Raw genomic sequence first — 13,106 nt, forward strand, 5'->3', positions numbered from 1 at the left:
GTGTATGGGAGGCTCGCTGCACCCCCGCCGGATCGTCACTGGCGGATCCTCGACGGGACGCGCGGCGGGAGCGGTCCGCGCGAGGACCGCCAGGGGAGCGAAGCGGGCGATGGATGCGCGAGCGGGCGAGGGCGGCGTGGCCGTGGAAGCGTCGGTGACCGGGCCGCCGGTGGAGGTCGTGACGAGGGCCGTGCCGCCGGCCGCCGCCGCCGCGGGTCCGGCGGCCGTGGTGCTCGGGGGCCTGAGCCTGTCGCACCTCCTCAACGACATGATCCAGTCGCTGCTGCCGGCGATCTACCCCCTCCTGAAGCAGGCCTACAGCCTGGATTTCGGCCAGATCGGCTTCCTGACCCTGGCCTTCCAGCTCACCGCCTCGCTGCTGCAGCCGGTGGTCGGGCTGGTCACCGACAAGCGGCCGATGCCTTTCTCGCTCGCCACCGGCATGCTGCTCTCGCTCTGCGGATTGCTGCTCCTGTCCCATGCCGGCTCGTACGGCCTGCTGGTCATGGCCGCCTGCCTCGTCGGGCTCGGCTCGGCGATCTTCCACCCGGAGGCCTCGCGGGTCGCCCGCCTCGCCTCGGGCGGGCGCTATGGCCTCGCCCAGTCGGTGTTCCAGGTCGGCGGCAATGCCGGCTCGGCGCTCGGGCCGCTGCTCGCCGCCTTCATCGTGGTGCCCCTCGGCCAGCCGAGCGTGGCCCTGTTCGCGGTCGCGGCGCTCGCCGGGTTCGTGGTGCTGAGCCTCGTCGGGCGCTGGTACCGCGGCCGCCTCCGGGCCGGGGCGGCGCGGGGCAAGAAGGGGGCGCTCAGCGCCCGGGCGCTCCCGCGCGCGAAGGTGGTCGGCACCATCGGGGTGCTGCTGGTGCTGATCTTCTCCAAGTATTTCTACATGGCGAGCCTCAGCTCGTACTTCACCTTCTACCTGATCCACCGCTTCGGCGTGTCGGTGCAGCAGTCGCAGCTCTACCTGTTCGTGTTCCTCGGCGCGGTCGCGGCCGGCACGGTGGTGGGCGGGCCGATCGGCGACCGATTCGGCCGCAAGGTGGTGATCTGGGGCTCGATCCTCGGCGTCCTGCCCTTCACCCTGGCGCTGCCGCACGCCAACCTGTTCTGGACCGTGGCGCTGACCGTGCCGATCGGCCTGATCCTGGCCTCGGCGATGCCGGCGATCCTGGTCTACGCCCAGGAGCTCCTGCCCGGCCGGGTCGGGCTGGTGGGCGGCCTGTTCTTCGGCTTCGCCTTCGGGATGGGGGGCTTGGGCGCCGCGGTCCTGGGCGAGGTCGCCGACCATACCAGCATCGAGTTCGTCTACCAGATCTGCGCCTTCCTGCCGGCGGTGGGCCTGCTCGCGGCGTTCCTGCCGCGGCTCGAAGCGCCCAAGGCGGCCTGAGGGGGCCGGCGACACGGGCAGGGGCGGCGTCGGCCGCCCCCGCCGGCGCTCGTCACCCGGCCTTGGCGACGGTCTGGATCGTCTCGAAACCCTCGAATTGCGGGTGGCCGAGATAGAGCGGCTTCGTCCCCGGGGCGCGGCTATGCGCCTTGCGGAACTGCTCGGAGCGGGTCCAGGCCTCGAAATCGGCCTTCGAGGACCAGATCGTGTGCGAGGCGTAGAGGACGTGGTCCTCGGCTTCCGGCCCTCGCAGCAGATGGAACTCGACGAAGCCCGGCATCTCCCCCAGATGGCTGTCGCGCCCGAGCCAGACCTGCTCGAAGTCCTGGGTGGCGTCCTTGTAGACCTTGAACCGGTTCATGGCGATGAACATGACGAGCGTCCCTTTCGGCGTTCTCACGGTCCCATACTAACGGCCCGGGATGCTCCCGCGTCAGACCGTCGGACCAACTCGGCGTCGTCGAGGCCGGCCCCGAACATCCGGGAGATCGGGATCGGCGACAATGCGGGGATGGAACCACAGGTCGTTGACACCGACCTCTGGTCTTGCGGGCCCGGCCGGGGAGATGGGAACCATTGCCCGATCGACAAGGTGACCTGTCGGGCGCGGGCGGAACCCACCGGACGGCCACCTGCGCGAACGGTCCTCCTCAGTATTTTTTTCACCTTTGTTCCCTTGGGGAATTCGCTCGGAGCGTGTAGACGTGAGTTGGGTTGCATGGCAGACCCGCATCCGCGTCGTCAGCCTGGCGACAGGATGGCCTCGAGCGGACGGGGACGAGTGGTTTTCGCTTAAAGCCCGGTTCGGAGCGAACGCTCCGGCGGGGCGGGCGAGCCGGGATCGGGACGGGCGAACGGGGGAGTGAGCGGGCCGGATGCGAGGCGTCTTCGCCGCCGGCCCGGGGACGAACGTCCGCGAGGGGCCGGAGCGGGGAGCGCTGGCCGGCGCGGGCATGGACGACGCGGGACGGCGGCCCTCTGGAATTGGGGAGGGGGCTTCCGGCAAGCCAGCACGAAGATGTTGAGGACCGATGCCCAAGCAAACCACTGAGGTCGACCGTCTCGTCGGAGTCCGCATCACGGCCCTGCGCAAGGCCAAGGGGCTGAGCCAGACAGCCCTGGGCAACGCCGTCGGCGTGACCTTCCAGCAGGTGCAGAAATACGAGAAGGGGCAGAACCGCGTCGGCGCCGGCCGCCTGCGCGAGATCGCCCGGTTGCTCGAAGTGCCGGTCTCGGCCTTCTTCGAGGACCAGGCCGGCGGCGAGACCGGCGACGACAACGTGTTCGGCTTCCTGAGCGCGCAGGGCGCGATCGAGCTCCTGCGCGCCTACGTGCAGATCGAGGACGAGCAGCTGCGCCGCGAGGTGCTGACGATCGTCCGCTCCGCCGCCCGCCTCGGCCGCCACGCAGCGGCAGTGAACGGCGAGGACAGCGCCGCCGCCGAGTAGGCATCGCGACGACGCATCGACGGTGTCGGGGCCGGCGCTCAGCGCAGCCCGACGAGGTGGAAGAAGCTGCCGCTGACCCGGCCGCGCCGGTGCCCGGCGAGGCCCGGGCTGCGGCCTTCCGCGTCGGTCACCTCGGCCAGGGCCTCGTCCGGCCCCGGGGGCGGGGTGAGTTCGCTCGCGTAGTGGAACTCGTGGCCGACCAGGCCCTGCCCGGCGGGCCCGAGCGCGCCGCCGCCGACGAGCGTCGCGATCCGGTAGCCGAGATGCAGGCGGCGCTTCGCGTAGGAGGTCGCGACCGGCAGCAGGCCGGCCATGCGGTGGGTCGTCCCCTCGGCATCCTCCAGGCTCTCGCCCAGCACCATGTAGCCGCCGCACTCGCCGTGAACGGGCCTCGTCTCCGCGAAGGCGCGCAGCCCGTCGAGGAAGCGCGACGCGGCGGCGATCCGGCCGGCATGCAGCTCCGGATAGCCGCCGGGCAGCCAGCAGGCGTCGCAACCGGCCGGCGGCGCCTCGTCGACCAGCGGCGAGAACGGTACGATCTCGGCCCCGGCGGCGCGCCAGCCGGCCTCGAGATGCGGGTAGACGAACGAGAACGCGGCGTCGCGTGCGACCGCGAGGCGCTGCCCGGGCGGCGGCGGCAGATGCCCGATCCCGGGCGCGGGGACACGCCCGCCGGCGGCGGCCATCACCGCATCGAGGTCGATCGAGGCCTCCGCCAGATCGGCGAGGCGGTCGAGGCGGAAATCGAGGTCCGCGGTCTCGCCGGCCTGGATCAGCCCGAGATGGCGCTCGGGGAGGACGAGCGCGACCTCCCGCGGCACCGCACCGAGCACCGGGATCCCCACCCGATCGAGCCCCACCTCGACGAGGCGGCGGTGGCGCGGGCTCGCCACCTTGTTGAGGATCACGCCGGCGAGCGTCAGGCGCGGATCGTAGGCCCGCACCCCGAGGGCGGTGGCGGCGGCCGATTGCGCCGCGCCCGAGATGTCGAGCACCAGCACGACCGGCCAGCCGTAGCGGGCGGCGATGTCGGCGTTGGCGCCGCTGCGGCCCTCCTCCGCCACGACGCCGTCGAACAGGCCCATCGAGCCCTCGGCGATCAGGAGATCGGCTTCCGCGCCGGCCCGGCCCGCCACTGCGTCGAGGAGGGCGCCGTCCATGGCGAAGCTGTCGAGGTTGTAGCTCGGCCGGCCGGTGGCGGCGGCGTGGAAGGCCGGATCGATGTAGTCCGGCCCGCACTTCGCCCCGGCGACCGCGAGGCCCCGGCGGCGCAGGGCCCGCAGCAGGGCGAGGGTCACGGTGGTCTTGCCGGAGCCGGAACGGGCGGCGGCGACGAGGAGGCCGCGGGCGGGGCGTGCGGTCACGATGGGTTCCATTGTCTCGCGCGAACGGCGCGCATTCACCGCGCCGGCCCGCGGTGATACCACGCCGCATGGATGCGACACGACCACGGGAGACCCTGCGCCGCGGCTGGACCACCGGCGCCTGCGCGGCGGCGGCCGCCAAGGCGGCCTATGCGGGCCTCGTCACCGGCGCCTTCCCGGATCCGGTCGAGATCCCGCTGCCGAGCGGCGCCCGCCCGGCCTTCGCCCTGGCGCGGACCGGCCTCGTCGAGGACGGGGCGCTGGCCGGGGTGGTGAAGGATGCCGGCGACGACCCGGACGTGACCCACGGGGTCCTGGTGCTCGCCACCGTCCGGCGCGGCCTGCCTGGCTCCGGCATCGCGTTCCGGGCCGGGCCCGGCGTCGGCACCGTGACCCGGGCCGGGCTGCCGCTGCCGGTCGGCGAGCCGGCGATCAACCCGATGCCCCGGCGGATGATCGCGGCGGCGATCACCGAGGCGGCTTCCGGCCTCGGCGGTCCGCCGGACGTTGTGGTGGAGATCGCGATTCCCGGCGGCGAGGCGCTGGCCCGGAAAACACTGAACCCGCGGCTCGGGATCCTCGGCGGCCTGTCGGTGCTCGGCACGACCGGGGTGGTGGTGCCCTATTCCTGCGCCGCCTGGATCGACAGCATCCATCGCGGCATCGACGTCGCTCGCGCCGGCGCCCTCGACCACGTCGCGGGCGCCACCGGCTCGACCTCGGAGGAGGCGGTGGCCCGCCTCTACGATCTGCCGCCCCAGGCGCTGATCGACATGGGCGACTTCGCCGGCGGCATGCTGAAATACCTGCGCCGGCATCCGGTGCCGCGGGTGACGGTGGCCGGCGGCATCGCCAAGATGGCGAAGCTCGGCCACGGCCTCCTCGACCTGCATTCCCGTTCTGGTCCCGTCGACCTCGCCTGGCTGTCGGAGCGCGTGGTGGAGGCCGGCGGCGCGCCCGACCTCGCCCGGCGGGCGGCGGGAGCGAACACGGCTCTGGAGGTGCTGCAGCTGGCGCGAGGCAGCGACCTGCCGCTCGCCGACCTCGTCGCCCGCTACGCCTGGGCGACGGCGGCGAAGGCGCTCTCGGGTTCGGGCAGCTCGCTCGAGGTGGTGGTGTTCGATCGGGATGGCGGGCTCGTCGGGCGGGCGCCGTTTCATCCGGTGGGGTGAACGGCTTCGGCCCGCTGCGACCTGGCCGACGCTCGTCCTGTCGCAGTCACAGCCCCCAAGTCTGCGCCCAAATGAGGATCGTCGGTTCCCAAAGTCAACCTGATCGGGCTGCAAAAGAACGCAGGTTCATGCCATACCCGGTTCCAATGCGGCCACGCGATCCGGCGGCGTGACCCGACCTGCATCCGCCGGGGCGGGCGCGCGCCCGGCCGGTTCCGCGGGGGACCCTCATGCGCATCCATGTCGGCTGTGAAATGACCTACGACTTCGCGCACGACACGCCGGTCGTCGCGATGCTGACCATCCACGCCTCCCGGTTCTCCGATCTCGAGAAACCGGATTACCTGCTCACCGTGCCGGCCGTCCCCCTGGAAGGCTATCGCGACACGTTCGGGAACTGGTGCAACCGCTTCGTCGCTCCGGCCGGGCGCTTCACGCTCAGGACGGACACGATCGTGCGCGACCACGGCAACTGGGACATGACCGACACGGCGGCGCGACAGGAGGCCGTGCAAAGCCTGCCCGCGGAGACGCTGCTCTACCTCCTCGGCAGCCGTTACTGCGAGACCGATCGCCTGTCGCAGACCGCCTGGGACCTGTTCGGAACCACGGAGCCGGGATGGGCGCGGGTGCAGGCGATCTGCGACTACGTGCATGACCGCATCGGCTTCGGCTACGAGCATTCGCGAGCCACGCGCACGGCGTTGGACGCCTACGAGGAGCGGCGCGGCGTGTGCCGCGACTACGCCCACCTCGCGATCGCCTTCTGCCGCTGCCTCAACATCCCGGCCCGCTACTGCACGGGCTACATCAGCGACATCGGCCTGCCGCTGCCGCATTCCCCGGGCGATTTCGCGGCCTGGATGGAAGTCTATCTGGGCGGCCGCTGGCACACGTTCGATCCGCGCAACAACAGCCCGCGCATCGGCCGGATCCTGATCGCCTACGGGCGTGACGCGGCCGACGTCCCCCTGACGCTCACCTTCGGGCCGAACACCCTCGTGGAGTTCAAGGTGACGACGGAGGAGGCGCAACCGGTCGCCGCGTGACGGTCTCAGGAATGCGGCCCATGACCGGCCACGCGCTCATTCTCGCGTGGCCGGAGATGTCCTGGGGCTGGTCGAAGCGGCCACGGCCCCGCCCGGCCGGAACCGCCGGTCGTAATCCGCCGCGTACAACGCGCTCTCGCGAAACGTCGTCGCGCCGAGCGCCGGGCCGACCAGGATCAGCGCCGTGCGCTCCAGCCCCGCCGCGGCGACCTGAGCCCCGATATCGGCCAGGGTCCCGCGCAACACCCGCTCGTCCGGCCAGGTGGCGCGGAAGACCACCGCGGCCGGGCAGTCCGAGCCGTAATGCGGGATCAGCTCGGCCACCACAGCCTCGATGACGTGGATCGACAGGTGCACGGCGAGCGTCGCCCGGGTCGCCGCGAAGGCGGCGAGGCGCTCCGTCTCCGGCATCGCCGAGGCGCGGCCGCTGGTGCGGGTGAGCACCACCGATTGCGCCACCTCCGGCACCGTCAATTCGCGCCCGAGCACGGCAGCGGCCGCGGCGAAGGACGGGACCCCAGGAGTGAGATCGTAGGGAATGCCGAGACGGTCGAGGCGGCGGGTCTGCTCGGCGACCGCGCTCCAGATCGACAGATCGCCCGAATGCAGCCGCGCCACCTCGAGGCCGGCCGCGTGGGCCGCCGCCATCTCGGCGACGATCGCATCGAGGGAGAGGGGTGCGGTGTCGACGATTCGCGCACCGGCCGGGCACCAGGACAGGATCTCCGGCGCCACGAGGGAGCCGGCATGGAGGCAGACCGGGCAGCGGGCGATGAGGTCGCGGCCGCGCACGGTAATGAGGTCGGCCGCGCCGGGGCCGGCGCCGATGAAGTGGATCATGACGAAAGGGCGTCTCCGCTGGCGGCGAGCGCGCAGGTGGCGCCCGCCGAGGCGATGCGGGGCAGGACGAGGCGGCCGTCGGGCCCCGCGGCCGCGAGGGCGGCGGCTTCGGCCAGCGACCCGACGCCGCGCAGGGCCTCGATGCGGACCGAGCGGGTGACGACGCGGCGGCCGGCCTCGCGCAGGGCCTCGACCCCGATGGCGGCGAGGGGCACGCCCAGGGACTCGGCCGCCGCGACGATGGCCCGGTCGCCGGCCCGGTCCGCGGCGGTGGCGAGGGCCGCGAGCTGCGCGCCCGGCATGTCGGCCTGGCGCAACGCGTCGGTCACCAGCGCCAGGATCTCGTCGGCCGTGGTGGCGTGGCGGAAGCCGATGCCGGCGATCAGCGCGCGGGGCGCCTCGGTGGCGGGGTTGCGCGCGGGGCCGTGCAGAAGCGGTGGTGGGGGCGCGCCCGGAACCCGCGCCTGGATGATCGCGGGCGTCACGGCTTCGTCAGCGCCCATTGCGTCACCGGCATCGCCGGGCGCCAGCCGGTGAGGTGGCCGACGGGTTCGGCCCGGGCGACCGAGAGGCGCCGCAAGCTGCCGCCGTTTTCGGCATGAAGGCGCAGCAGCAGCGCCTCGCTCTCCAGCGTCACCGCGTTGGCGACGAGGCGCCCGCCGACCGGCAGGGCCTCCAGCACCGCCGCGACCAGGGCCGGGTCGGAGACGCCGCCGCCGAGGAAGGCCGCGTCCGGCGCCGGCAGCTCGGCGAGGCTGTTCGGAGCCCGCCCGACGACCACCCGGAGGTCCGGTACGCCGAGGTTCAGCGCGTTGCGGCGGATGCGGGCGGCGCGCTCCTCGCGCGCCTCGACCGCGACCGCGCGGTTGGCTGGATGGCGTAAGGACCACTCGATGCCGATCGATCCCGAGCCGGCGCCGACATCCCACAGGAGCTGGCCAGCGCGGGGGCGTAACGCCGCGAGGGTGACGGCGCGGATCTCGGCCTTGGTGAGCTGGCCGTCATGCTCGAACCAGGTATCGTCGAGGCCGGGGCTGAGCGGGATCACCCGCGCGCTGGCGTCGGCCACGACCTCGACCGCGACCGTGTTGAGCGGGTCGATCCCGTTCTCCGAGAAGCCCGATGCGAGACCGGTGCGGCGGCGCTCGCGGGGACCGCCCATCGCCTCGAGCACGGTCAGGCGCGAGCGCGGGAAGCCGCGCTCGGTCAGCAGCACAGCGAGCTTCTCTGGTGTCGTCCCGTCCCAGGACAGGACGAGGAGCCGGGCCCCGGGCTGGAGGTGCGGGATCACCCGCTCCAGCGCCCGCCCATGCAGCGTCAGGCAAGCGGTCTCGGCCAGCGGCCAGCCGAGGCGGGCGGCCGCGAGGCTGAAGGCGGAGGCCTGCGGAAAGGCGGCGATCTCGTCTGCCGGCACCAGCCGCGCCAGCTCGGCGCCGACGCCGTAATGAAAAGGATCGCCGGTGGCGAGGACGCAGGTCGGCTGCCCGCGCCGGGCGAGGATCGCCGGGTAGGCGTCGGAGAGCGGGCTCGGCCAGGCCAGGGTCTCGGCGGCGAGCGGGCGAGCGAGGGCGAGATGGCGGCGCCCGCCGATCACCAGCCCGGCGCAATCGAGGGCGGCAGACGCGGCCGGCGACAGCCCGGCCCGCCCGTCCTCGCCGATGCCGACGATGAACAGCCAGGGGCTCGCGCTCGACTTCGGTGGAGCTTCAGACGAGAAGGCGGCCATGCGCATCCTCATCCTGGGCGGCACCACCGAGGCCGCGGGGCTGGTCCGGCTGCTCGCCGGCCGGCCGGATTTCGACGTCACCCTGTCCCTCGCCGGGCGCACGGCGGCGCCCCTCGCCCTGCCGGCGCGCACCCACATCGGCGGCTTCGGCGGGGCGGATGGCCTGGCGGCCTACTTGCGCGAGAACGCGGTTGAGGCTCTGATCGACGCCACGCATCCCTTCGCCAGGATCATCTCCCGCAACGCCGCCGTCGTAAGCCGGGAGACGGGCGTGCCGCTCCTCGCGGTCCGGCGCCCGGCCTGGGATCAGGTCCCCGGCGACGACTGGCGCGAGGTCGAGAGCGTGGCCGACGCCGTGCCGGCCCTCGGCGAGATTCCGCGCCGCGTGTTCCTGACCGTCGGCCGGCTCGAACTGGCCGCCTTCGCGGCGGCGCCTCACCACCGCTACCTCGTGCGCACCATCGAGCCGGTTGGCGACGCCCTGCCGGGGATCGACGTCACGGCGATCGAGGCCCGCGGCCCCTTCGGCGCGGCGGAGGAGGAGGAACTGATGCGCCGCCACGGCGTCGAGGTGCTGGCGACCAAGAATTCCGGCGGGGCGGCGACCTACGGCAAGATTGCGGCGGCGCGCGCCTTGGGTGTCCCGGTGGTGATCGTGCGCCAACCCCGCCTGCCGGATGTCGCGCAGGTGGCGGAGGCCCGTGACGCCCTGGCCTGGCTGGAGGCTCATCGGGCGACCGATCGCGGCGTGTAGACGATGGGCGCCCCGCCGTCCCGCGGGATCAGCCGGGTCGCGCTCGCCCCGATCATCACCAGGGTCGCCATGTCGGCCTCGGCGCCGCGCGCCTCGGCCAGGGACAGGATGCGGATCGCCTCGTCGGACCGGCCGACGGCGCGGGCGAGGATCACCGGGGTCTCGGGCGCGCGGTGCTCGGCCGCGAGGCCCAACGCCGCGCCGAGCTGCCAGGGCCGCGCCCGGGAGATCGGGTTGTAGAGCGCCACCACGAGGTCGGCGGCGAAGACGGCGTTCAGCCGGGCGGTGATGATGTCCCAGGGCTTCAGGTTGTCCGAGAGCGAGATCGCGCAGAAATCCCCGCCGAGCGGCGCGCCGACCCGGGCCGCCGCGGCGAGCATCGCGGTGATGCCGGGCTCGACCGTGATGGGAAGCGAAAGCCAAGCCGGGTCGCCCGCCTCCAGCGCCTCGAAGAGCGCCGCCGCCATGGCGAAGACGCCCGGATCGCCCCCCGACACCACCGCGACCCGGCGGCCGCTGGCTGCGAGTTCCAGGGCATGGCGGGCACGATCGACCTCGACCCGGTTGTCGCTGGCGTGGCGCACAAGGTCCGGCCGCTCCGGCACCCGGGCGACGTAGGGAAAGTAGCCGATCAGGTCCTGCGCCGCGTCGAGCGCCGCGGAGGCGGCCGGCGTCAGGTAGCGCGGGTCGCCGGGCCCGAGGCCGATCACCGTGACCGATCCGCTCACGGCCGGCGGCCCTCGCCCGGCACCAGCACCATCGAGAAGTAGGGCGCGCGGTCGTCCGGCTTCTCGCCGAGCGGCGTCACGCTCTCGCCCGCCATGGTGCCGCGCTCGACATAGACGGCGCGGCCGATCAGCCCGGCCTCGGTCAGCGCGGCGCGGACCTTCGGGAGGTGGCGGCCGAGCTTCATCACCACGGCGGCGTCGGTCGTTTTGAGGCGCGCGACGAGCGTCGCGTGCGGGAGGGTGGCAGGCAACACCGTCAGCACGTCGTCGCCCCAGGTGATCGGGGTGTTGGCCCGGGTCCAGCAGCCCGACATGCCGGTGACGCCCGGCACCACCTCGACCGGGAAGCGGTCCTTCAGGCGGCGCCACAGATGCATGAACGAGCCGTAGAAGAACGGATCGCCCTCCGACAGGATCGCCACGTCGCGGCCGGCCTCCAGCACCTCGGCGAGGCGCGCGGCGGCCTCGTCGTAGAAGGCGGCGAGCGCCGCCACGTAGGCCGGATCCTCGGGGTGCAGTTCGGTGGTGTAGGGGTAGGGCAGCGGCCATTCCCGGGCCGGATCCTGCACCACCGCATCGGCGATGGTGCGCGCGTTGCCGCGCTTGCCCGACTTACAGAAATGCACGAGGTGGTGGGCGCGCTCCAGCACCCGCACCGCCCGCACGGTGAGGTAATCCGGGTCGCCCGGCCCCATGCCGACGCCATAGAGCGTGCCCGTGACGGCCGCGACCGGGGCGGACGGGGTCTCAGTGGCCTCGGGAGGCGGGAAGCCGGAAGGACCGTCCATCACTCGACCTCGTTGGCGAGGGCGTTGACGGCCGCCGCCGCCATGGCGCTGCCGCCGCGCCGGCCGCGCACCACCAGGAACGGCACCCTTCCGTCAGCGGCGAGGGCGTCCTTCGATTCGGCCGCGCCGACGAAGCCGACCGGCACGCCGATCACGGCGGCGGGCGGCGCCACGCCCTCGTCCAGCATCTCGAGCAGGCGGAACAGGGCGGTCGGCGCGTTGCCGACGGCCACCACCGACCCGGCGAGCCGGTCGCGCCAAAATTCCATCGCGGCGGCGGTACGGGTGGTGTCGAGGGTCTTCGCCAGTTCCAGCACGCGGGGGTCGGAGAGGGTGCAGATCACCTCGTTGCCGGCCGGCAGCCGCGCCCGGGTGACGCCGTCGGCGACCATGCGGGCGTCGCACAGGATCGGGGCGCCGCGGCGCAGCGCGCTTTCCGCCGCTTCGGCGAAATCCGGCGACAGGTCGATGTCGGCGGGCAGGTCGGTCATGCCGCAGGCGTGGATCATCCGCACCGCCACCCGCTCGGCGGCGCCGTGGAAGCGTGCGAGGTCGGATTCGGCGCGGATCATCGCGAAGGAGCGCGCGTAGATGGCGGCGCCGTCGCGGATATAGTCGAGGCGCGGGTTCATGCGGGCTCCCGGAATGCGTCTCTCAGGTCCGAAGCGACATCAGGGGCAGGTCGGACTCGCACGCTCTCTAGCCGCTCCAGCACGGCACCGAAAGTGAGGACGAGGTCGGTCGCGGTGCCGGCGTTGCCCTCCAGCACCACCCCGTAGCGGCCATCCGCCCGGCCGACCAGCGTGAGGGTGGCGGGACCGGGCAGGGCGCAGCCCTTCGGGCATCCGGAGACATGGGCGGTGGCGCCGAGCCCCGCGAGAGGCGCGAAGGCGGCGGCGAGGCGATGGGCATCGGCTTGCGCCGGCGTGCCGCCGGAGGCGCAGGCCGGCGCACCCGGACAGGCGGCGACGGCCCGGCGCGGATCGGCGGGATCGACGATCAGGCCGGCGGCCTCGGCCTCCTCGCGCAGGGTTTTGGCGGCGGATTCGTCGCGGACGATGAGCGCGATGCCGCGGCCCGGCGTGAGGGCGAGGTGGCCGTCGCCATGCGCCTCGCTCCAGCCGGCGATGCGGTCGAGCAGGGCGGCGTCGCAGCGGCCGAAGGGGAATTCGGCGAGGAGGGCGCGGCCGTGAAGGCCGGCGGGGAGGACGGTGGTTGCTGAGGGAGCTTCGCCCAGCGTCAGCCCGTTGAGGAGGGCGTCGCGCTGCGGCGGTGCGAGCGCACGCATGCGGCGGGCGCCGGAGGCGGCGAGGCCGTGGAGGAGGGTGCGCAGGTTGGCGAGGGCCGCGGGAGCGGGGGAGGGTGCGAGCCAGAGCGGGTCGTCGGGGGTGGCGATGGCGAGCTGGAGGATAGACTGCTGCACTCCTGGTGCACCGTCCAAGTTCGTATGCCGCAATGTGCGCGTTTCCTCTCCCCGCGGGCGGGGAGAGGGCTTCGGCGACCTTGTCGTCGACGAAGCGAGGCGGCAGCCGAAGGTGAGGGGGTATGTCCGGAGGAGTCTCACGCGTCGAGACCCCCTCACCCTCGCTTCGGCTCCGCCTCCGCTCGCTTCACCCCCGACAAGGGGGGTGAAGCCCTCTCCCCGCCCGCGGGGAGAGGAGAAGATCCGCGCCTTGCTAGGCGAAGTGCGGGCGAAACTGCTCCCCACGCTGGAAGTCAACCGCACCCAGACATCCGCCTCGACCGGCCCAAGCCCGCCCGCTGCATCCTCCACCGCCACCAGCGTCTTCGCCGGCAGCCCCGCGATCTCCCACCCAATCGCCTCCACCGCCGCGACGAGCCTGAGCCCA

The 13,106-nt window shown here is 73.3% G+C and carries 14 protein-coding genes; 5 read left to right on the top strand and 9 right to left on the bottom strand.

Annotated features, from left to right (window positions below):
- The first annotated feature begins 109 nt into the window (after window positions 1-109).
- The gene (locus ABZT49_RS10685) at window positions 110-1,387 is read left to right on the top strand and encodes an MFS transporter (RefSeq protein ID WP_355286028.1); all 1,278 of its coding nucleotides are present in this window, start codon (window positions 110-112) and stop codon (window positions 1,385-1,387) included.
- 52 nt (window positions 1,388-1,439) lie between these two features.
- Here the strand turns inward: ABZT49_RS10685 and ABZT49_RS10690 are convergent, their stop codons facing one another.
- Window positions 1,440-1,760 carry an antibiotic biosynthesis monooxygenase gene (locus tag ABZT49_RS10690; protein WP_355286031.1) on the bottom strand — a complete coding sequence of 107 codons (321 nt, stop codon included), beginning with the start codon at window positions 1,758-1,760 and terminating at the stop codon, window positions 1,440-1,442.
- 658 nt (window positions 1,761-2,418) lie between these two features.
- Between ABZT49_RS10690 and ABZT49_RS10695 the strand changes: the two genes are divergently transcribed.
- Window positions 2,419-2,835, top strand: a complete 417-nt coding sequence (locus ABZT49_RS10695) for a helix-turn-helix transcriptional regulator (RefSeq protein WP_355286033.1) — start codon at window positions 2,419-2,421, stop codon at window positions 2,833-2,835.
- A gap of 38 nt (window positions 2,836-2,873) precedes the next feature.
- On the opposite strand, the gene ABZT49_RS10700 is transcribed toward ABZT49_RS10695, so the two are convergent.
- Window positions 2,874-4,199, bottom strand: coding sequence for a cobyrinate a,c-diamide synthase (locus tag ABZT49_RS10700; RefSeq protein WP_355286035.1), 1,326 nt, complete (start codon window positions 4,197-4,199; stop codon window positions 2,874-2,876).
- Window positions 4,200-4,267: 68 nt separating this feature from the next.
- Between ABZT49_RS10700 and ABZT49_RS10705 the strand changes: the two genes are divergently transcribed.
- Entirely contained in the window at window positions 4,268-5,371 is a 1,104-nt protein-coding gene (locus ABZT49_RS10705) for a cobalt-precorrin-5B (C(1))-methyltransferase (protein WP_355286036.1), read from the top strand.
- A 230-nt stretch (window positions 5,372-5,601) separates the two neighbouring features.
- Entirely contained in the window at window positions 5,602-6,420 is an 819-nt protein-coding gene (locus ABZT49_RS10710; RefSeq protein ID WP_355286038.1) for a transglutaminase family protein, read from the top strand.
- Window positions 6,421-6,456: 36 nt separating this feature from the next.
- On the opposite strand, the gene cobM is transcribed toward ABZT49_RS10710, so the two are convergent.
- The 3 genes from cobM to cbiE are packed head-to-tail and all read right to left on the bottom strand — an operon-like array spanning window position 6,457 to window position 8,986.
- Window positions 6,457-7,260 carry a precorrin-4 C(11)-methyltransferase gene (gene cobM, locus ABZT49_RS10715; RefSeq protein ID WP_355286039.1) on the bottom strand — a complete coding sequence of 268 codons (804 nt, stop codon included), beginning with the start codon at window positions 7,258-7,260 and terminating at the stop codon, window positions 6,457-6,459.
- Window positions 7,257-7,691: a cobalamin biosynthesis protein gene (locus ABZT49_RS10720; RefSeq protein WP_355286079.1), complete on the bottom strand. Its 435-nt coding sequence runs from the start codon at window positions 7,689-7,691 to the stop codon at window positions 7,257-7,259. The genes cobM and ABZT49_RS10720 overlap by 4 nt, the downstream gene beginning before the upstream one ends.
- A 50-nt stretch (window positions 7,692-7,741) precedes the next feature.
- The gene (cbiE, locus tag ABZT49_RS10725) at window positions 7,742-8,986 is read right to left on the bottom strand and encodes a precorrin-6y C5,15-methyltransferase (decarboxylating) subunit CbiE (protein ID WP_355286041.1); all 1,245 of its coding nucleotides are present in this window, start codon (window positions 8,984-8,986) and stop codon (window positions 7,742-7,744) included.
- Between cbiE and ABZT49_RS10730 the strand changes: the two genes are divergently transcribed.
- Window positions 8,985-9,740: a cobalt-precorrin-6A reductase gene (locus tag ABZT49_RS10730; RefSeq protein ID WP_355286043.1), complete on the top strand. Its 756-nt coding sequence runs from the start codon at window positions 8,985-8,987 to the stop codon at window positions 9,738-9,740. The two genes, cbiE and ABZT49_RS10730, sit on opposite strands and share 2 nt — an antisense overlap.
- Here ABZT49_RS10730 and cobJ read toward each other — a convergent pair.
- From cobJ to ABZT49_RS34265, 4 genes are read right to left on the bottom strand one after another with little or no spacing between them, the layout of a single operon-like run.
- Window positions 9,713-10,468 carry a precorrin-3B C(17)-methyltransferase gene (cobJ, locus tag ABZT49_RS10735; RefSeq protein WP_355286045.1) on the bottom strand — a complete coding sequence of 252 codons (756 nt, stop codon included), beginning with the start codon at window positions 10,466-10,468 and terminating at the stop codon, window positions 9,713-9,715. The genes ABZT49_RS10730 and cobJ overlap by 28 nt on opposite strands.
- A complete protein-coding gene (locus tag ABZT49_RS10740; RefSeq protein WP_355286047.1) occupies window positions 10,465-11,256 on the bottom strand; it encodes a precorrin-2 C(20)-methyltransferase in 792 nt (263 codons plus the stop codon). Before ABZT49_RS10740 ends, cobJ begins: the two co-directional genes overlap by 4 nt.
- Window positions 11,256-11,888 carry a precorrin-8X methylmutase gene (locus ABZT49_RS10745; protein WP_355286049.1) on the bottom strand — a complete coding sequence of 211 codons (633 nt, stop codon included), beginning with the start codon at window positions 11,886-11,888 and terminating at the stop codon, window positions 11,256-11,258. Before ABZT49_RS10745 ends, ABZT49_RS10740 begins: the two co-directional genes overlap by 1 nt.
- Window positions 11,885-12,679 (bottom strand): hypothetical protein, encoded by a 795-nt coding sequence (locus tag ABZT49_RS34265; protein WP_407943485.1) that lies wholly within the window; start codon window positions 12,677-12,679, stop codon window positions 11,885-11,887. The genes ABZT49_RS10745 and ABZT49_RS34265 overlap by 4 nt, the downstream gene beginning before the upstream one ends.
- Window positions 12,680-13,106: the final 427 nt, after the last annotated feature.

This window comes from Methylobacterium sp. EM32, assembly GCF_040593685.1.
GTDB lineage: Bacteria > Pseudomonadota > Alphaproteobacteria > Rhizobiales > Beijerinckiaceae > Methylobacterium.

Excerpts from the sequence above, each read along its gene's own strand:
- ABZT49_RS10685 (WP_355286028.1), top strand. The coding sequence starts at position 110 with ATGGATGCGCGAGCGGGCGAGGGCGGCGTGGCCGTGGAAGCGTCGGTG.
- ABZT49_RS10690 (WP_355286031.1), bottom strand. The coding sequence starts at position 1,760 with ATGTTCATCGCCATGAACCGGTTCAAGGTCTACAAGGACGCCACCCAG.
- ABZT49_RS10695 (WP_355286033.1), top strand. The coding sequence starts at position 2,419 with ATGCCCAAGCAAACCACTGAGGTCGACCGTCTCGTCGGAGTCCGCATC.
- ABZT49_RS10705 (WP_355286036.1), top strand. The coding sequence starts at position 4,268 with ATGGATGCGACACGACCACGGGAGACCCTGCGCCGCGGCTGGACCACC.
- ABZT49_RS10710 (WP_355286038.1), top strand. The coding sequence starts at position 5,602 with ATGCGCATCCATGTCGGCTGTGAAATGACCTACGACTTCGCGCACGAC.
- cobM (WP_355286039.1), bottom strand. The coding sequence starts at position 7,260 with ATGATCCACTTCATCGGCGCCGGCCCCGGCGCGGCCGACCTCATTACC.
- ABZT49_RS10730 (WP_355286043.1), top strand. The coding sequence starts at position 8,985 with ATGCGCATCCTCATCCTGGGCGGCACCACCGAGGCCGCGGGGCTGGTC.
- cbiE (WP_355286041.1), bottom strand. The coding sequence starts at position 8,986 with ATGGCCGCCTTCTCGTCTGAAGCTCCACCGAAGTCGAGCGCGAGCCCC.
- ABZT49_RS10740 (WP_355286047.1), bottom strand. The coding sequence starts at position 11,256 with ATGGACGGTCCTTCCGGCTTCCCGCCTCCCGAGGCCACTGAGACCCCG.
- ABZT49_RS10745 (WP_355286049.1), bottom strand. The coding sequence starts at position 11,888 with ATGAACCCGCGCCTCGACTATATCCGCGACGGCGCCGCCATCTACGCG.